This window comes from Bradyrhizobium tropiciagri, from assembly GCF_018130505.1.
Classification (GTDB): domain Bacteria; phylum Pseudomonadota; class Alphaproteobacteria; order Rhizobiales; family Xanthobacteraceae; genus Bradyrhizobium; species Bradyrhizobium tropiciagri_B.
In genome coordinates this window covers 132136-150569 of record NZ_JAFCKH010000014.1, presented here as the reverse complement: position 1 = coordinate 150569, position 18434 = coordinate 132136, and the positions used below count along the sequence as shown (strand labels likewise).

Genomic DNA, 18434 nt, shown 5'->3' with positions numbered 1-18434 from the left:
TCTCCTGAATCCACTTTCATTTGAATGCATCGGAGAGAAGTCCTATGGCCGGATTCAAGGCTGTTGCAGCCGCTATGCTGCTCGTGGGAATGACGCTTGCGCCTGCCGCCGCCCAGATGTCTGAGCCGGCGTTTTTTGATGCCCAGAATCCCGGGCGCAGCGCCATCAACGGAGGCGCCCTGACGCCCTGGGGCGAGGCCCAGGCCGCGCAGCGCGGCAGCCCGGCCAGCGCCTATGGCGCGATGCCCCCGCCTGCTTCGCCCGTCTGTGCTCGATATCACTCATTCGATCCGGCTTCGGGGACATATTTGGGCCGTGACGGCCGGCGGCACGCTTGCCAGTGAGTTCGCCCTCCGCGGAAGCGGCAGGCGTTGTCACTGCTCGCTCGCGGGTCGATCCACGCCGGACTTGGTTATAGTGTCGCAGTTGTGAACGCCGGTCGGGCTGGATGCACAAACTGACTGTAGCTACGCTCGATAAAGAGCAAAACTCGAGGATTCGACTATGAGCCGCCTGCTTCTCATCATGTTGTCCGCCACTGCGATCTCGGTTGCGGCCGGTTCGGCTGCGTCCGCCGGCCCTCGGCACCATCATCATGAGCGCGCCGTCGCCTACGCACCGAATGATCTCTACTGCCTGCAGGGGCGCCCCTGGGGCTATCCCGGTAACTGCCAGTTCGCGACTTACCAACAATGCGCGGTGACGGCTTCGGGGACCGACGCCTATTGCGGAATGAATCCGCAATACGCCTTCGGGCCGCCGCGATACTACCGCTGAAAACCGCCCGGCTCCGCGAGAGCCTTCGCTGCACCGCGCAGGCAGCTTGAGCTGCCTGCTGGTATCGAGCGGGACGACGTGCCGGGAAGAGCATGGCAGGTCTGATGCCCTGCGAGATAGGAACGGCGGTCCAGCGGGCGCGTTGAAAGCGCATGACCGATGGTGAGTTGCGCGCCCAATCCCTCGAGATCGCGTTTTCCGTGCTCCAGAAATCAGGAGATGTCGGAGACACGCTGGAGGCGGCGCATTTTCTGCTGCACACGATCGATGACTTGATGAGCAAAGGCGAGCGGCGCCGGCTGCTGCTCTCCAACGCCGCGATCGACGCCTACCGATTGAGATATCAGCCGCTCGTTCTCGCCTCCTGATCGCTCGCGATGGCGCGGCCGGATGGCGTCTGCCGAAACAGGCTGACTAAACGGTCGTCGAGGCGAGGGCGATCTGGAAGATCTCCTCACCGGCCTCGTTCAAGACCGAAATGAAATTCTCCTCGCGCACCATCTCCGGTTTTTCGCTCCCGATCCGGTGTGCGATGAAGCTGCCGTGAGCCTTTGCGTCATCGTCGTCAGCGCAGGCGTGGCCGATCAGGTCGCGCGCGGGAAACTGGCCGGCCAGATTGAAAAAGTAGCGGGGCATGCGGGCCAACATCTTCAGGGCCACCTTGTTCCTTGGGCTGCAAGCGGCGGAGCAACATGCTCGCCGGTCAAGGCTTTTCACGATGTGATGCCGATCAGGGAACGCCGCCGGTATTCGTGGATTGCCTCATGTCACCTGACGCATGTCCGTGGGCAACGGGCGAAGATGACCTCGGCGGAAAGATATTGTCGATCATCCGCCCTTGAGAAGCTGGGGACCGCTCATTTCGGCCGCTCCCGGCTCGAATTCAGGGAAAAGGATGATGGCTGGCAATCTTTCGAAAGCACTGCTCAGAAAGATCACCGTATCGAACAAGCTCGATGAGGAGGACGTCGGATCACTCGAAAAGCTGCCGATCGAACGTCGCATGATGGGGCCGCGCGAAATCGTCGTGCGAGATGGCGAGCGGCCGACGCAATGCTGTCTCGTCGTCGAGGGGTTCATGTTCCGGGCCAAGACGACGTTCGACGGCCAAAGGCAAATCCTGTCGCTGCACATTCCGGGCGAGATCCCCGACCTGCAGAGTCTTCATCTCGGCATCATGGATCATGATCTCGTGACGCTGACCTCCTGCACCCTGGGTCTCATCCCCCACGATGTGCTGAAGCAGTTGAACAGCGTGCGCCCCAACGTGGCGGCGGCGCTGTGGCGGGAGACGTTGATCGACGCCGCGATATTCCGGGAATGGATCGTCAATGTCGGGCGGCGCACCGGCCTCGCACGGATGGCCCATCTACTTTCCGAGCTCCGCCGCCGCCTCGAGGCGATCGGCCGGGCGTCGGACGGCGCGTTCAGGCTGCCGATCACGCAGGCTGAATTGGCCGACTGCCTCGCGATGTCGACGGTGCACGTCAACAGGGTGCTGCAGGAGCTCCGGCGCGAAGGATTGATCGAGGTCGAGCGGTCCGCCTTCCGTCTGCTCGATCAGCCGAAGCTGGAGGACCTCGGTCAGTTCGACCCGCATTACCTGCATCTGACTCCCGTGACGTAGAGACTGCCTTGCCCAGGTTCTTCTTTGATCTCCACGAAGACGGCAGCGTTCTTCCGGACGAGGACGGCGTCGAACTGGCCGATGAACGTTCGGCCGAGTTTCAGGCGCGGCGCACCGCGTGCGACGTCACCAAGGACAGTTCTGGGCAGCGCGACACGATCGTGAAGGTTCTGGTGCGCGACGAGCAGGGTGCGGTGCTGGCGGTCGAGGTGAGCGCCAAGGTCAGCAGCGAGAGCTGACCGTCAGGCGACCGCCGATCCGCTGGCGTCGAGCTGGTCCGCGGTGAGCAGCAGGCGCCTGCGGATCGCGTCCTCGACCAGCGCCAGCGACTGCCTGGCTTCGCGGGACTCGGCTTCGGCGACCTGAGCGCGGAATTCGAGTGCCTCCAGCTGCTCCTGCTGGGACTCGATCCGTCGCCGCGCCTCTTCCAGCGCTCTGGCCGCGTCGCGCAGCTTGCGCTCGGTGGCGTTGATGATCTCCAGCTGGGCCTGCTCGGCGGCCTCGGCGCGCGCCTCGCTCGCGCGGGCCCGGTCCTCGATGCAGCGGAACATGTCCGCGGCCTGATAGACCAGATCGAGAGCCAGTGCGCCCGCGCCGGGGGCAGGGGGTCTTGGAAATCCCAGAACATTCTCGCCGGCCGTAAAAGGCCGTCTGAAACCGCGCGGTGCCATTCCAAATAAGCCCTTCGCGAGTCGGCTGTATGAGATCAACTTGCGGTAGTTATAGTTAACAATTTGTTAATGGTGCCATGCCCGCGCCACTATCCACCGGTTTCTGCTGGCGCCGAGAAGGGGGCGAGCGACCGCTCGTCGGATGGACTCGCCGGGCGGCAGCGCGGCGGTACGCACGCGAATCAAGAACGGGCAAAGCAGCGCCGGGCGCGGTCTCGCCGTGGCCGGATCGATCGCGTCGCCGGGGCGTTGCAGCCTGCGGAACCACTGATTTGGACGACGGCGCGAGCCGGGCTCTATGGCATAAGTTTGGCGTCTCGCCCGCTATAATTCTCCAGTGTCGAATTGCAGGTCCATGGAGCGATCGATATACCGACGCCCTATGTGGCAGTGCAGCGGGCTCAGAATGAACCACGCAATCGCCACCGGACTTCGTCAATGAGATTGCTGTTACGGTTCTTCGGATTTCTGTTCACTGCAGGGTCGATCCTGTTCCTGGCTGGCCTCGCCGCAGTGGCAGGATTGTTCTGGCACTTCTCGAAGGACCTGCCGGACTATTCGCAGCTGCAGAACTACGAGCCGCCGGTAATGACCCGCGTGCACGCGGTCGACGGCTCGCTGCTCGGCGAATACGCCAAGGAGCGCCGGCTCTATCTGCCGATCCAGGCGGTGCCGAAGCTCGTGATCAACAGCTTCCTGGCGGCCGAGGACAAGAATTTCTACGAGCACGGCGGCGTCGATTATACCGGCATGGCGCGCGCCGGCGTCGCCTATATCCAGAACTTCGGCTCCAACCGCCGTCCGCAGGGCGCCTCGACCATCACCCAGCAGGTCGCCAAGAACTTCCTCTTGACCAACGAAGTCTCGTTCTCGCGCAAGATCAAGGAAGCCCTGCTCGCGATGCGCATCGAGCGGGCCTACTCGAAGGACAAGATCCTCGAGCTCTATCTCAACGAGATTTATCTCGGCCTCGGCGCCTATGGCATCGCGGCCGCCTCGCTGGTCTATTTCGACAAGTCGGTGAACGAGCTGTCGATCGCCGAAGCCGCCTATCTCGCGGCGCTGCCGAAGATGCCGGCCAGCCTGCATCCGGTGCGCAACCGCGCGCGCGCCATCGAGCGGCGCAACTACGTGATCGACCGCCTGCAGGAGAACGGCTGGATCACCGCGGCCGATGCCGAGAAGGCGCGCAAAGAGCCGCTCACCGTCACCACCCGCGCCAACGGCGCGCACACCTTCGCCGGCGAATATTTCTCCGAGGAAGTCCGCCGCGACATCTTCGAGCGTTATGGCGAGAAGAAGCTCTATGAAGGCGGCCTGTCGATACGCACCACGCTGGATCCCAAGGTTCAGGTGATGGCGCGCAAGGCGATGGTGACCGGGCTCGTGAATTATGACGAGCAGCAGGGCTATCGCGGCGCGATCCAGAAGCTCAACATCTCCGGTGACTGGGGCGTCCAGCTCGCCGAAATCAAGTCGCTGACGGACGTCTCGCCGTGGCGCATGGCGGTGGTGCTGGAAAGCAACGACCAGTCGGCGCGGATCGGTTTCCAGCCGGGCAGGGAGCTGGGAGGCGCGATCAGCAAGCAGCGCGACACCGGCATCGTCACGCTCGAGGGCGTGCGCTGGGCGAAGAACGGATCCACCAAGGGCAGGCCGCCGACCTCGGTGGCGCAGGTGCTGCAGCCGGGCGACGTGATCTACGCCGACCCGCTGTTCAGCAAGGACGGCCAGCGTATCGAAGGCCAGTACCGGTTGCGCCAGATCCCGGAGATTTCGGGCGCGATGGTGGCGATGGATCCGCGCACCGGCCGCGTGCTCGCGATGGTCGGCGGCTTCTCGTTCGACCAGAGCCAGTTCAACCGCGCGACCCAGGCCTACCGGCAGCCCGGCTCGACCTTCAAGCCGATCGTCTATTCAGCGGCGCTCGACAACGGTTACACCGGCTCGACCATGATGATCGACGCGCCGATCGAGATCGACATGGGGCAGGGCAATGTCTGGCGCCCGGAGAATTTCTCTACCGGCCGCTATCAGGGCCAGGTCACGCTGCGCAACGCGCTGCGGCTGTCGCTCAACACCGTGACGGTGCGGCTGGCGCAGGAGATCGGCATGCCGCTGATCGGCGAGTACGCCAAGCGCTTCGGCGTCTATGACGAGCTGCCGAACTATCTGTCCTACGCGCTCGGCGCCGGCGAGACCACGGTGATGCGCATGGTCACGGCCTATTCGATGATCGCCAATGGCGGCCGCCGCGTGAAGCCGACCCTGATCGACCGCATCCAGGATCGCTACGGCCACACCATCTTCAAGCACGACCAGCGCGAATGCCTGCGCTGCGACGCGCCGGAAGGATGGAAGAACCAGCCGGAGCCGCAGCTCGTCGACCATCGCGAGCAGGTGCTCGACGCGATGAGCGCCTACCAGATCACCTCGCTGATGGAAGGCGTGGTGCAGGCCGGTACCGGCACCGCGCTGAAGGAGGTCGGCAAGCCGATCGCCGGCAAGACCGGCACCTCCAACGAGGCCAAGGATCTCTGGTTCGTCGGCTTCTCGCACGACCTCGTGGTCGGCCTCTATGTCGGCTACGACAAGCCGCGCTCGCTCGGCCGCAACGCGCAGGCCGGCCACACCGCGGCGCCGATCGCGCGCGACTTCATGAAGCTCGCGCTCGCCGACAAGCCGCCGACCCCGTTCGACAAGCCGGTCGGCATCCGCCTCGTCCTGGTCGACGCCAAGACCGGCATGCGCGCCGCTCCCGGCCAGAAGGGCGTGGTGCTCGAAGCCTTCAAGCCGGGCTCGACGCCGCCGGCCTATGACCCGCTTGCCGGCACCGACACGATCGACGGCACCCAGCAGGGCATCACGCCGGACGCCGATCGCGCCGTGATGCGCTCGGGAACGGGCGGGCTGTATTGAGGCTCGGGCTATCGTAGCCCGCATGAGCGCAGCGATATGCGGGGCCAAAGCCCCGGATGTCGCCGCGCTCATCCGGGCTACGGACTGGAGGTTGGTTGGGCATCGAATTTCGCGCCCATCGCCGCCATCAACGCTTGCCAAGTCCGGGACCAAGCAGGTAGAAGGTCGCACTTGCGCGGGACGCTGATTTGGGACGCGACCCAGTGCATCAAGATTGTCCAGACATCCAGCTAAGCTGTTGATATCGTGGATAGTTCTTGGGGAATGGTGTAACGGTAGCACAACAGACTCTGACTCTGTTTGTCTTGGTTCGAATCCAGGTTCCCCAGCCAGTTCTTATGCTCTCGAAAAGCTGAACCTTCCGCATCGGCTATTTCGGCTGCGGCGCGATCAGCGCCGCCTTCTGCGCCCACGGTCCGGGATTGAGGATCAGCCCGGAGACCTTGCCGGCCGCATCCCTGACGAACTCGATCCTGGTGCGATCGTCATCATCGACGACAAAGTCGCCGTTTGATGTCGCCAGCAGCGGCGTTGCCTTGGCTTTCTCGAATTCGAGGATCGGCCAGGCGCCGGTTGCTTGCGCGACGAGTTTGCCTTGCTCGACGCGAAGCTGGAGCTGCACCGCATTGGCGCGGCGGGCGGCTCTGACGATGCTGAGCTCGCGGGCGTGATCCTGACCTTCGTGGACGATCTTGATCCTGATCGGCGTGTTGGCCGGTCCGCGCAGCTTCGCCAGCACATCGGCGAGCGTGTTTCCCTTGAGTGGCGCGCTGTCGAGTTCGGTGATGAGATCGCCCGCGATCACGCCGGCCCTGATGGCGGGGCTGCCGGGAGTTGGCTTGTTAATCCTCAGGCCCTCCGGCTCGATACCGACATAGGCCTCGATGCCAAGCCATCCGGTGTTGCCGTCGGCGAGGCCCTGGATGTCGCGCGAACTCACCGTGTCGGCGAAATCGTAGGTCCCGGCATATTCGCCGAGCGCTTCGGAACTCAGCGTCACCGGCACCGAAGCCGGGGACGGCTGAGGGACCGTCAACGCGCCATAGGTCAGGTGAGCGATCCCCGCGGACAGCACCGCCGCGCGGCCCTTGCTGCCGGGCGTTGCCTGAACCATCTGCACGCAGATCAGCCTCTCCGCCGGATCGACCCAGAAAAACGTGCCCCAATATCCGGCCCAGGCAAAGCTTCCGGCCGCTCCCGGGATCCAGCTGTGGACGGGATCGGTGCGGATGCCGAAGCCCAGCCCGAAGGTCGTTCCGGCGCGCGCGCCGACCTCGTCGCCGCCGAAGATGCGCGTGTCCGGCGGCAGCGCGTTGGTCGTCATCTGCTGCACCGCCTGCGCGGAGAGGATGCGCACGCCGTCGAGTTCGCCGCCGTTCAACAGCATCTGGCTGAAGCGCAGATAGTCGGGCGCGGTCGAGACGAGGCCGCCGGCACCGGAAAACAGTTTTGCGGGCGTGGTGACATTCCAGATCGGCGGCCGCTCCGGCATCGGAGAATCGACGAGGCGGTCGAGCTTCTCCTTCGGCACGTCGAAGCCGGTGTCGACCATATGCAGCGGCGTGAATATGCGGCTCTGCAGGAACTGATCGAAGGGCTGACCGGACGCTACTTCGACGACCCGGGCGAGCACGTCGGTGCTCGAGCCATATTCATGGACCTCGCCGGGCTGATGCACCAACGGCAAGCCCGCCAGGCTCGACACGAAATCCGCCAGCGTCCGGTCGCGCCGGTACACGGTCCTCCAGCCGTAGATCATGTGGATCGCACGGATGGCGGACTCGGCGGTCGCGTTCGTAATGCCGCGTTCCGGAAACGCAAAATCCATTTCCGGCGCGATCACGCCGGAGGTATGGCGCAGCAGGTCCCGGACCGTCATCGCCCGTTTCGGCGGATCGAGCCCGGGCATGCCGGTGGCCGGGTCGAATGTCGCGACCCGCATGTTGCCGAGCTCGGGTAGATAGCGGGCGACCGGCGTGTCGAGCTCGAGCTTGCCGTCATCGACCAGCATTATGGCGGCGACGCTGGTCACCGGCTTGGTCATCGAGGCGATCCAGAAGATCGAATCCGTCTTCATCGGGACCGTTTGGGCGCGGTCCTGAGATCCGATCGCCTGCAGGTAGGCAAGCTTGCCGTCCTTGGCGATCGCGACGACGGCACCGGGGAGGAGGCCGTCCGACGGCGGGAAGGAATTGAAACGCGCCTGATACCACGGCGCGATCCGCGCCAGCCGCGCGGTGGAGAAGCCGAGGCTTTTCGCATCGCCCGGTGTCGTGAGGTCATCGGCGAACGCGGGCGTCCCCGACAGACAGAGCGCGACGGGAATTGCCAGCATGGTCGTGAGTTTCATTTTGACAGCTCCGCCATGGCTTCAGCGCATCAAGCACTGGGCCGCGCCTATTGTCGATCCGCAGGCGGACGCAACGTCTGGAGAGCGGGAACGGGCTCGCCGGTCGCGTGCTCGCGTGTTGTGCGAACCCACTTCGCGTCGGGCGTGGCCCATTGCCTCTCGACACGCGGTGCCGGCGGAGTCACCGGCTGTGGTGTCGAGCTTTCATGCGTGGTGTGGACATGTTTCACGTCGGAAGCGGGCAAGGATTTGCCGACATATGGCACCGGCGGCGCCGCGACGTCGGTTTGCTCGTTCCGTGGCCGGACTCTAACGTCGCGGATCGTCGGCTGGTCCGTCGGGGCGCTTTGCGGCTGGGCCTCCGCGCCGGCGGCCACCCCAATCGCTGCGAGCAGGATCGCCACGAGACGAAGCCGATTGCGACCGGACTTGAGCGTCATGCTCCACCTCCGACGCCGGCGAGCCGGCCATCGCGGTAGAATAGACCAGCCTGCGGCGATCCGAAAGATGCCCGCGTGTGGCCGGACGCGAACGCAACCGCAAAGACGAAGGAGGAGGCGACTACTTGATCTTGTCGTACACCGTCGCGAAGTCGGCAAGCGGCATCGGGATGGTGATTGTTTCCTTGGCGAGATTCTGGAACGACACTTTCAGCTGCTTGCCGGTGCGCAGCTGCGCCAGGATATCGGCGGCGATCGGGGCATTGATGTAGCAGCCGCGGGCCTCGCAGGTCTGGATCGCGACGTCGACGGGCTTGCCCTCGTCGACCTGCAGCTTGGCGCCGACCGGCAGGTTCAGCCCGAGCGGCAGCTGGATCAGCGCGACCGGCGCGCGGGTGTCGCCGGCCACGCGGATGTTGACCAGCACGATGAGTTGGCCGGTCTTGCTGAGCACCGCGGTCTGTTCCATCGCGCATTCGAGCGGCGCCTCGCGGCTCGCTGAGGTGCAGCGCGCCACCCAGCCGGCGTTGTTTGCCGGCGCGGCGTCAGCCTGTGGCGCGGCGGAAGGGGCGGGCGCCGGATGCTGCTGCGCCGTGGCGGCGTTCTTGGGCTTTGGGGCCTGGGCATGGCCAAGGCCGGCCACGCCGAATACGGTCAACAGGACGACGAGCGACTTTGCGACAATCTTCACGGCACCGGCTCCGAAATTTACGCCTTTCGGATGTGCCGTCAGGTCGGCAAAGTCAAGTCACTCGGCGGCCTCCTTGACCGAGCCGTCCTCGCCGCTATGCGTAGCACGACCCGGCGGCTGCGAGCGGCCCCAGTTCGAGAAGGCGTTGGAGAGCTTGTCGAGATAGAGATAGACGACGGGCGTCGTGAACAGCGTCAGCGCCTGGCTGACGATCAGGCCGCCGACCATGGCGTAGCCGAGCGGCTGGCGGATTTCCGAGCCGGTGCCGGTGCCGAGCATCAGCGGCACGCCACCGAGCATCGCGGCCATCGTCGTCATCATGATCGGGCGGAAGCGCAGCAGCGCGGCCTGCCGGATTGCCGCCACCGGCTCCATGTGCTGGTCGCGCTCGGCGGCGATCGCGAAATCGACCATCATGATGCCGTTCTTCTTCACGATGCCGATCAGGAGGATGATGCCGATCAGCGCGATCAGCGAGAAGTCGAAGCCGGCCGCCATCAGGATCGCCAGCGCGCCGACGCCGGCCGACGGCAGCGTCGACAGGATCGTGATCGGGTGGATGTAGCTCTCGTAGAGGATGCCGAGGATCAGGTAGACCACGACCAGCGCGGCGAGGATCAACAGCGGCACCGTCGACAGCGATTGCTGAAACGCCTGCGCCGTGCCCTGGAAGCTCGAGCTCAGGGTCGGCGGTGCGCCGAGGTCGACCATCGCCTTCTGCACGGCTTCCGTCGCCTGGCCGAGGGCGACACCTTGCGCCAGGTTGAACGAGATGGTGATCGCCGGGAACTGGCCCTGGTGGCTGATCGAGAGCGGCCGCACCGGCACGCTGGTCCACTTCGCGAAGGTCGACAGCGGCACCTGGTCGCCGGTCAGCGGCGACTTGATGTAGATGTTGTTCAGCGTGTCGATCGAGGCCTGCAGCTCCGGCAGCACCTCGAGGATGACGTGGTAGCTGTTGAGCTGGGTGAAATACTGCGTCACCTGGCGCTGGCCGAACGCGTCATACAGCGTGTCGTCGATCATCTGCGGCTGGATGCCGTAGCGCGATGCGGTGTCGCGGTTGATCTGCAGCTCGAGCGTGGTGCCGTTGGTCTGCTGGTCGGTCGCGACGTCGCGCAGCTGCGGCAGCGTCTGCATCTTGCTCAGGATTTTGGGCGCCCACTGGTTCAGCTCGGCGAGGTTGGCGTCCTGCAGCGTGAACTCGAACTGGGTGCGGGTCGGCCGGCCACCCAAGCGGACGTCCTGCGCCGCCTGCATGAACAGCCGGGCGCCCTCGACCTTCTCGAGCTTCGGCCGCAGCCGGGCGATGACCTGCTGTGCGTTGGCGTCGCGGTCCTTCAGCGGCTTCAGCGTGATGTACATCGCGCCGTTGTTGCCGGCGCGGCCGCTGCCACCGATCGCCATCGCCACCGTCGCCACCGCAGGGTCCTGCAGCACGATCTTGCCGAGCGCTTCCTGCTTGCGCTTCATCTCGGCGAACGAGATGTCCTGGTTGGCTTCCGAGGTCGCAGTGATCAGGCCGACGTCCTGCTGCGGGAAGAAGCCCTTCGGGATGATCACGAACATGTAGACCGACAGCGCCAGCGTGCCGAAGAACACCATCAGCGTGGTGAACTTCCAGCGCAGCGCGAGGTCGAGGCCGGCGCGGTAGCCGTTGAGCATCGCGTCGAAGCCGCGCTCGCTGATCTGGTAGAAGCGGCCGTGCCGCTCCTCGTTGTGGGCGCGCAGGAAGCGCGAGGCCATCATCGGCGTCAGCGTCAGCGACACGAACATCGACACGAAGATCGTCATCGCCAGCACGACGGCGAATTCGCGGAACAGGCGGCCGATGATGCCGCCCATCAGCAGCAGCGGGATCAGCACCGCGACCAGCGAGATGCTGATCGACACGATCGTGAAGCCGATCTCGCTGGAACCCTTGAAGGCGGCCGCCATCGGCTTCTCGCCTTCCTCGATGTAGCGGCTGATGTTCTCCAGCATCACGATGGCGTCGTCGACCACGAAGCCGACCGCGATCGTCAGCGCCATCAGCGACAGATTGTCGAGCGTATAGCCGAACACCCACATCAGCGCGCAGGCGCCGAGCAGCGCCAGCGGCACGGTCACCGCGGGGATCACCGTCGCCCAGAAGCTGCGCAGGAAGACGAAGATCACCATCACCACGAGGAAGATGGTCAATAGCAGGGTGAACTGGACGTCCTCGACCGCGGCGCGGATCGTCGTGGTGCGGTCCGAGATGACGTCGATCTTGATCGCCGGCGGGATCGCGGCGACCAGCCGCGGCAGCGTCGCCTTGATCTTGTCGACGGTGTCGATGACGTTGGCGCCGGGCTGCTTGAAGATGACGAGGAACACGCCGCGCTTGCCGTTGGCCCAGGCGGCCTGCTTGGCGTCCTCGGGTCCGGTGACGGCCCGGCCGATGTCGCGGATGCGCAGCGGCCCGCCGTTGCGGTAGGCGATGATGACGTCGTTCCAGGGATCCGCCGTCAGCAGTTGGTCGTTGGCGTAGATGGTGTAGGCGCGCGTCGCGCCGTCGATATTGCCCTTCGGGCTGTCGACGGTCGCGATGTTGATCGCGGCGCGGACGTCCTCCAGCGACAGGCCCTTGGCGACCAGCTTGGCCGGATCGATCTGGACGCGCACCGACGGCTTCTGCTGCCCGCCGATGATGACCTGCGCGACGCCGGAGATCTGGCTGATCTGCTGCGCCAGTTGGGCGTCGACCGCATCGCTCACCGTGGTCAGCGGCAGAGTCTCCGATGTCGCCGACAGCAGCATGATCGGCGAGTCCGCCGGGTTGACCTTGCGATAGGTCGGCGGCGAGGGCAGGGTCTTCGGCAATTGCCCGCTGGCGGCATTGATGGCGGCCTGCACGTCGTTGGCGGCGCCGTCGATCGAGCGGTTGAGGTCGAACTGGATGGTCACCGACGCGGTGCCGAGATAGCTCGTCGAGGTCATCTGCGCGATGCCGGGAATCTGCGCGAACTGGCGCTCCAGCGGCTGCGCGACCGAAGTCGCCATCGTCTCCGGGCTGGCGCCCGGCAGCGTTCCGGTGATCTGGATGGTCGGGAAGTCGACCTGCGGCAGCGGCGCCACCGGCAGCAGCGGATAGGCGACGAGACCGACAAACAGAATGCCGGCCATCAGCAGCGAGGTGCCGATGGGGAAGCGAATGAAGGGGGCGGAAATTCCGTCGCTCATTCCTGCGTGACCTTCACCTGCTGATCCGAGTTCGCCACCGCCGTCGTCACCAGGGTTCCCGGCGAGACCTTGTACTGGCCCGAGGTGATCACCTGCTGTCCGGGCGACAGGCCATCCTCGATCACCGACTTGCCGTCGATCGACTGGCTGACCTTGAGCTTGCGGAGCTCGGCCTTGCTCTCCTGGTTTACTGAATACGCGTAGAGGCCGTCAGTGCCATGCTGCACCGCGTCATCGGGGACGACCGTGGCATCCTTCAACGTCCTGACCAACAGCCGGGTCGAGACCGACTGGCCCGGCCAAAGCGCATGGTCCTTGTTGTCGAACACCGCCTTCAGCCGGACAGTCCCGCTGGTGGTGTCGACCTGGTTGTTGATCAGCTGCAGCGTGCCGGTCGACAGCACCTTCTTGCCGTCGGTGGTCAGCGCAATGGTCTTCGGCGGCGCCACTGCGAGGGCGGCCTTGATGTCCGGGAGCTGGTCTTCGGGCGCGGTGAAGATCACCGTGATCGGCTCGATCTGGGTGATGGTCACGATGCCGGTCGCGGTCGCGGCATTGACGATGTTGCCGATGTCGACGAGGCGCAGGCCGACGATGCCGTCGATCGGCGACTTCACCGTGGCGTAGTCGAGCTGGGTCTGGGCGTTGAAGATCGCCGCATCGTCGGCCGCGATCTGCGCGGTGAGCTGGGCCACGGTGGAGCGTTGGGTGTCGAGCTGCTGGCGGGTGGCGAATTCGCCGAGCTTCGTGAAGCGCTGCAGGTCGAGATTGGCGTTGGCGATGTTGGCTTCATCCTGCGCCTTCTTGGCCTTGGCCTGGTCGAGCGCGGCCTGGAACGGCCGCGGGTCGATCTCGACCAGCGTGTCGCCGGCCTTGACGAACTGGCCCTCCTTGAAGGCGACCTTGATGATCTGGCCGTCGACCCGGGTGCGGACCTGGACGGTGTTGAATGCCTGCACGGTGCCGAGGCCGGTCAGATAGACCGGGAAGTCGGCCTTTTCGACCGCCGCGATCTTGACCGGAACCGCAGGCTTCACAGCGGCGCGGTGCTGCGCGGCTGCGGCAGCCTGCTTGTTGCCCTCGTATTTCTGCCAGCCGTAATAGCCCGCTGCGCCAACCGCAGCGATCAGCAAGACCCAACCAATTGTGCGTGACGTGGACATGCGAGCTCTTGGGTTCGAACGGACAATCTTGGGCTGGACCAACAATAATGGGTCATCAAATCGGTTCCCAGAGCTTGCGGATATAATATGCGTGCACTTAATGTGTAAACACACTACGGCTTGAGAATCCTAAACATTTGGAAAGGTTTAGGTCAGCAACAAACCGAAACGAATCGACCGGGAAACGCCATGTCGTTCGATCTCAAACGCCAGTATATCGCCCAGCTCGTCGAGAGCTCGCGGCTGCTGCGCAACTATATCGACCACCGCGCCAAGACGCGCGGCACCACGCGTGCGCAATGGATCGTGTTGTTTCGGCTGCGCCAGCAGGAAGGCCTGTCCCAGGTCGATCTCGCCGACGTGCTCGAGCTGCAGCCGATCTCGCTGGTGCGGCTGCTCGACCGCCTCGTCGAGCATGGCCTGCTCGAACGCCGGCACGACCCGAGGGACCGCCGCACCAACCGTCTGTTCCTGACCAAGAGCGGCCGCCAGCTCGTCGACGATCTCGACAGCCTGCGCGATGAGATCGCAAGCGACGTGCTGCGCGATGTCCCGGCCAAGCATGTCGAGAGCGGGCTCGCCACGCTGCGCGAGATCAAGGATCGCATCAAGGCGCTCGGCGAGGAATCGGAGCAGATCGCCGCGAAGTAGCGCGGCTGCGTTGCCGCGCGCAGGCGTAACGCTGAATACGATCCACATACTCGGTTACGCCCCACATACTCGGTGTCGTCCCCCGGCTTGACCGGGGGACCCAGTACGCCGCGGCCTCTCCATCGCCACTGCTGCCTCTGGAATACTGGATCGCCCGGTCAAGCCGGGCGATGACGGCTGAGATTGTGTCGCCCCGCGCAGCGGTTGAAACGCCGCTTGATGTCGTTCATATCGCGGCTCGACGATGCATGACTAGGAGGGGCTGCGATGGACGAGTTGAACGGACGCATGATGGCGTGTCAGATCCTGATCACCGGACTGATCGCGCGCGTCGCAAGCGAGCAGCGCGATCCGGTGCGCTTCCTCACCGATTTCCGTGACGAGATCAAAGCCGTCGTCAACGGCGTCAACATCGCCGGCATGGAGAACTCCGATCGCGTGCGTCAGGTCGCGCAGCGCACCGTCGATGAGCTGTTTTCGCTGATGAAGCCGCCGAGCGCGGAGTGATTGTTTAGAACGATTAAAAAGATCAGTTTAGAACCGTTACAGACTGCAGATTAGAATCCCTTTGAATCGGCACGATTCAAGCGCGCTGTTGCAGCGTTCGCATTGACCGAAAATTTCACGCTCGATAACCGAAGGAAGACAGTTCGTCGCACCCAATGACTGGTTGTTGCGGGTCGGCCTGTTTTCTTTGGGGGCGTGTCAAATGAGCAATGTAAAGGCGCCGCGATCGCTGCGGTTCGAGGCTGCGGGCGGTTCGGCCGATAGTGCAAGTCATTCCGGGAAGGTTTCCGCGGTCGCGGGACTGATCGCGGTGGCGTCGTTTTCGGGCGCCGAGGCGCAGCAATCCAACCTGCCGCCGGTGACGGTCGATGCGCCGGTCGCGCGTCCGCGTCCGGCCGCGTCGAAGCCTTCGCCGGATCATGTCCGCGCCCGCAGCGCGCTGCGCCGCGCCGCGCGTCGCGCCCAGCCGGCGGCTGTGCCGTTTCAAAACGCCGGCGGCCTGCCGGCCGATCGCGACCCCTATGCCGATCCGGCCGCGCCGTACAAGGGCGACCGGTTGCAGTCATCAGGCAAGTTTCCCGAGCCGATCCTGAACACACCGAGGTCGGTCACCGTGCTGACCAAGGACGTGCTCGAGGACAAGAACGCCACCTCGCTGAAAACGGCGATCCTGTCGACCGCGGGCGTGACGCTCGGCACGGGCGAGGGCGGCAACGCCTTCGGTGACCGCTTCTTCATCCGCGGCTTCGACGTGCGCAACGACGTCTTCATCGACGGTGTGCGTGATTCAGGCGTGAGCGTTCGCGAGAACTTCTTCACCGAGCAGGTTGAGATCCTGCGCGGGCCCGCTTCGTCCTTTGCCGGTCGCGGCACTGCCGGCGGCGCCATCAACATCGTCACCAAGCAGGCGACGACGGAGAAGAGCTTCTACAACATGGACACCACGTTCGGCACCGACCGGACCAAGCGTGTCGTGCTTGATGTCAACCAGGTGATCAGTCCGACCCTGGCCTTCCGCGCGGGCGGCTTGTTTCAGGACGCCGGCGTCGCCGGTCGTGACTACGTGCAGGACAACCGTGACGGCGCCTTTGTTGCCGGGACCTGGAAGCCGGTGGATGCCGTCAAGATCACCGGCAACTACATCCACACCGAGTTGACCGGCCTCCCGGATTTCGGCGTGCCTTACTACCGGCCGAACCCCGCAACCACTGCCGGCGGTCCATTTCCGGACTTCGGCTCCAACCGAAACAACTGGTACGGTTTCACCAATCGCGACTTCTATCGGACGGGGCAGGACATCGGCTCGCTCAACGCCGAAGTGCAGGTCACGCCCGATCTCTTGATCACGAACAAATTCCGCGACTCCTACTCGACGCAAAACTACATCGGAACGCTGCCTGAAGCGCCGGTCATCAAGGATCCGCTCTCGGCCTCGACGCTCAGCGCCAATCCGCAAAGCCGATTCCAGGCAACGAGCGTGATCGCGAACCAGACCGAAGCCACCTACAAATTCAACGACGGCGTCGGGTTCAAGCATACGGCACTTGCCGGCTTCGAATACGACCAGGAGAGGTCATCGATCGACAGATATATCGGGTTGAGTTCGGAAGCATTGCCCGGCGGCTTCAGCGGCACCGGATCCTTGACGGGCGTCAGCGTCTTCAACCCGCAATTCACGAACATTCCGTTCGGAATACCCTCGGGTCTGTCGGGACTGCCGACCAAGATCAGCATCGATACGAAAAGCGTCTACGCCGTCGACACGGCGAACTACAACGACCTGCTGATCCTCAATGGCGGCATTCGCTATGACGACTACAACATCAAGACGAGCGGGTACGGCACGGTCAACGGCGTCGCCAACGTCTTCGGTCAGCAACAGCAGGATTACGGGCTGCCGAACTTCAACCTCGGCTTTACGATTAAACCGTTGCCGAACGGCAGCGTTTACGCGGCCTATGCGACATCCTCGAACCCGGTCGGCGCGGAGTTTGACGGCACTAGCATTCAATATGGCGGTCTTTCTCCGGTGCTCAACGGTAACCCGAGTCAGATCTTCGGTCCGGAGAAGAACAAGGCGATCGAAGTCGGCACCAAATGGGAGCTGTTCGATCGGCACCTGCTGGTCACAGCAGCCGTGTTCCAGACAGAGAAGGACAATGCCCGGGAGTCCCGCAACGTTACGCCCACAACGCAGACCGCGGACTGTCCATATCCCGCCGGCACGACCGGTACGGTCTCCTGTATCAGTGCGGGTGCGGCCTATCGTATCCGCGGCATCGATCTCGGAGTGGGCGGCAAGATCACCGACAAGTGGAGCGTGTTCGGCGGCCTCGTGTTGATGCAGTCGGAAGTGACCAAATCGAACATTCCGCCGGCGAACACGGCGCTTTACACCTCGAACGTCGGCCTGCCGCTTGCCAACGTCGCGCACCAGTCGTTCAGCATGCTCTCGAAGTATCAGCTCACCGACATGTGGGAGATCGGCGGGCAGGCGGTGTATCGCTCCAAGGTGTATGGCGGCACCTTCCTTGCGGCCAACCAGGGCACGTCGATCCCGAGCTACTGGCGCTTCGACACCTTCGTGGAAGCGAAGATCGACAAGAACTGGACCGCGAAGCTGTTCGTCAACAACATCTTCGACAAGCGCTACTACGACGCGCTGTACCAGAGCGCCGCACCCTTCGTGCTCGAGGCTCCGGGACGCGCTGCGTATCTGGTCATTTCCGCGCGTTACTGAGATGCTGGTCTGTGTTCCCAATGTGTTGAGCAAAGACGATGTGGCGGATTTCCGCCGCATCATGGATGCCGGCGATTGGGAGGATGGCCGCTCCACCGCGGGCGCTGCCTCCGCGATGGTCAAGCGCAACGAGCAGCTGCCGCCCGACAGCGAGGTCGCGCGGCAGCTCGGCAACCGGGTGCTGTCGGCCCTGTCGGCGAGCCCGCGCTTCATCTCGGCGGCGATCCCGCTTAGAATCTTTCCACCTTTGTTCAACCGCTACGCCGCGACCGACGGGCACCATTTCGGCCTGCACGTCGACAATGCGGTGCGCGGCGACCACCTGACCGGCCTGCGGATCCGCACCGACCTGTCGGTCACGCTGTTTTTATCGGAGCCGGAAGACTACGACGGCGGCGAGCTCGTCATCGAAGACCTCTACGGATCCCATGAAATCAAGCTGCCGGCGGGCGATCTCGTGGTTTATCCTGCTTCCAGTTTGCATCTGGTGACGCCGGTCACCCGGGGGACGCGGGTTGCGTCTTTTTTCTGGCTCCAGAGCATGGTACGGGATGCTCATGCCCGCAGCCTGATCTTTGATCTCGATACTGCGATCCAGGCCCTGGTGGAACGGCTAGGGCGCGACGACCCTGAAACGGTCAAATTGACCGGCATCTATCACAACCTGATCCGTCACTGGGCTGAAGTGTAAGTA

General features: G+C 64.2%; 17 protein-coding genes and 1 tRNA gene. 11 read left to right on the top strand and 7 right to left on the bottom strand.

The annotated features are described in order from the left end of the window. Nucleotides 1–44 precede the first annotated feature (44 nt). The 3 genes from JQ633_RS30880 to JQ633_RS30870 all read left to right on the top strand — a co-directional run bounded on the left by JQ633_RS30880 (nucleotide 45) and on the right by JQ633_RS30870 (nucleotide 1145). Nucleotides 45–344, top strand: coding sequence for a BA14K family protein (locus JQ633_RS30880; protein ID WP_211989275.1), 300 nt, complete (start codon nucleotides 45–47; stop codon nucleotides 342–344). Nucleotides 345–504: 160 nt separating this feature from the next. Then, nucleotides 505–777 carry a DUF3551 domain-containing protein gene (locus JQ633_RS30875; RefSeq protein WP_211989274.1) on the top strand — a complete coding sequence of 91 codons (273 nt, stop codon included), beginning with the start codon at nucleotides 505–507 and terminating at the stop codon, nucleotides 775–777. 152 nt (nucleotides 778–929) lie between these two features. Continuing rightward, a complete protein-coding gene (locus JQ633_RS30870; protein ID WP_211989273.1) occupies nucleotides 930–1145 on the top strand; it encodes a hypothetical protein in 216 nt (71 codons plus the stop codon). 46 nt (nucleotides 1146–1191) lie between these two features. On the opposite strand, the gene JQ633_RS30865 is transcribed toward JQ633_RS30870, so the two are convergent. After that, nucleotides 1192–1437 carry a DUF6894 family protein gene (locus tag JQ633_RS30865; RefSeq protein ID WP_349631633.1) on the bottom strand — a complete coding sequence of 82 codons (246 nt, stop codon included), beginning with the start codon at nucleotides 1435–1437 and terminating at the stop codon, nucleotides 1192–1194. 235 nt (nucleotides 1438–1672) lie between these two features. Between JQ633_RS30865 and JQ633_RS30860 the strand changes: the two genes are divergently transcribed. Together JQ633_RS30860 and JQ633_RS30855 are read left to right on the top strand one after the other, a co-directional pair. Continuing rightward, entirely contained in the window at nucleotides 1673–2404 is a 732-nt protein-coding gene (locus JQ633_RS30860; protein ID WP_249159766.1) for a Crp/Fnr family transcriptional regulator, read from the top strand. Nucleotides 2405–2412: 8 nt separating this feature from the next. Then, the gene (locus tag JQ633_RS30855) at nucleotides 2413–2643 is read left to right on the top strand and encodes a DUF6894 family protein (RefSeq protein WP_211989270.1); all 231 of its coding nucleotides are present in this window, start codon (nucleotides 2413–2415) and stop codon (nucleotides 2641–2643) included. 3 nt (nucleotides 2644–2646) lie between these two features. On the opposite strand, the gene JQ633_RS30850 is transcribed toward JQ633_RS30855, so the two are convergent. Next, nucleotides 2647–2955, bottom strand: coding sequence for a hypothetical protein (locus JQ633_RS30850; RefSeq protein WP_211989268.1), 309 nt, complete (start codon nucleotides 2953–2955; stop codon nucleotides 2647–2649). 558 nt (nucleotides 2956–3513) lie between these two features. Here JQ633_RS30850 and JQ633_RS30845 point away from each other — a divergent pair. After that, nucleotides 3514–5994: a penicillin-binding protein 1A gene (locus tag JQ633_RS30845; RefSeq protein WP_211989266.1), complete on the top strand. Its 2481-nt coding sequence runs from the start codon at nucleotides 3514–3516 to the stop codon at nucleotides 5992–5994. 258 nt (nucleotides 5995–6252) lie between these two features. Beyond that, nucleotides 6253–6326, top strand: a tRNA-Gln gene (locus tag JQ633_RS30840). Between the two features lie 38 nt (nucleotides 6327–6364). On the opposite strand, the gene JQ633_RS30835 is transcribed toward JQ633_RS30840, so the two are convergent. From JQ633_RS30835 to JQ633_RS30815, 5 genes are all read right to left on the bottom strand, one after another. Further along, entirely contained in the window at nucleotides 6365–8344 is a 1980-nt protein-coding gene (locus JQ633_RS30835) for a serine hydrolase (protein WP_249159765.1), read from the bottom strand. 47 nt (nucleotides 8345–8391) lie between these two features. Continuing rightward, nucleotides 8392–8784, bottom strand: a complete 393-nt coding sequence (locus JQ633_RS30830; RefSeq protein ID WP_211989265.1) for a hypothetical protein — start codon at nucleotides 8782–8784, stop codon at nucleotides 8392–8394. Nucleotides 8785–8905: 121 nt separating this feature from the next. After that, a complete protein-coding gene (locus tag JQ633_RS30825; RefSeq protein ID WP_211989264.1) occupies nucleotides 8906–9475 on the bottom strand; it encodes an invasion associated locus B family protein in 570 nt (189 codons plus the stop codon). Between the two features lie 57 nt (nucleotides 9476–9532). After that, nucleotides 9533–12679, bottom strand: coding sequence for an efflux RND transporter permease subunit (locus JQ633_RS30820; protein ID WP_211989262.1), 3147 nt, complete (start codon nucleotides 12677–12679; stop codon nucleotides 9533–9535). Next, complete coding sequence (locus JQ633_RS30815) at nucleotides 12676–13842, bottom strand: efflux RND transporter periplasmic adaptor subunit (protein ID WP_211989260.1); 1167 nt, start codon at nucleotides 13840–13842, stop codon at nucleotides 12676–12678. The genes JQ633_RS30820 and JQ633_RS30815 overlap by 4 nt, the downstream gene beginning before the upstream one ends. Nucleotides 13843–14031: 189 nt before the next feature. Here JQ633_RS30815 and JQ633_RS30810 point away from each other — a divergent pair, with 189 nt between their 5' ends. The 4 genes from JQ633_RS30810 (at nucleotide 14032) to JQ633_RS30795 (ending at nucleotide 18431) form a co-directional block, all read left to right on the top strand. Then, nucleotides 14032–14493 carry a MarR family winged helix-turn-helix transcriptional regulator gene (locus JQ633_RS30810; protein ID WP_211989258.1) on the top strand — a complete coding sequence of 154 codons (462 nt, stop codon included), beginning with the start codon at nucleotides 14032–14034 and terminating at the stop codon, nucleotides 14491–14493. Between the two features lie 267 nt (nucleotides 14494–14760). Beyond that, nucleotides 14761–15000, top strand: a complete 240-nt coding sequence (locus tag JQ633_RS30805) for a hypothetical protein (protein WP_211989256.1) — start codon at nucleotides 14761–14763, stop codon at nucleotides 14998–15000. A 202-nt stretch (nucleotides 15001–15202) separates the two neighbouring features. Continuing rightward, nucleotides 15203–17740 carry a TonB-dependent receptor gene (locus tag JQ633_RS30800; protein ID WP_211989255.1) on the top strand — a complete coding sequence of 846 codons (2538 nt, stop codon included), beginning with the start codon at nucleotides 15203–15205 and terminating at the stop codon, nucleotides 17738–17740. A gap of 1 nt (nucleotide 17741) precedes the next feature. Then, nucleotides 17742–18431 carry a Fe2+-dependent dioxygenase gene (locus JQ633_RS30795; protein ID WP_211989254.1) on the top strand — a complete coding sequence of 230 codons (690 nt, stop codon included), beginning with the start codon at nucleotides 17742–17744 and terminating at the stop codon, nucleotides 18429–18431. The last annotated feature ends 3 nt before the right edge of the window (nucleotides 18432–18434 follow it).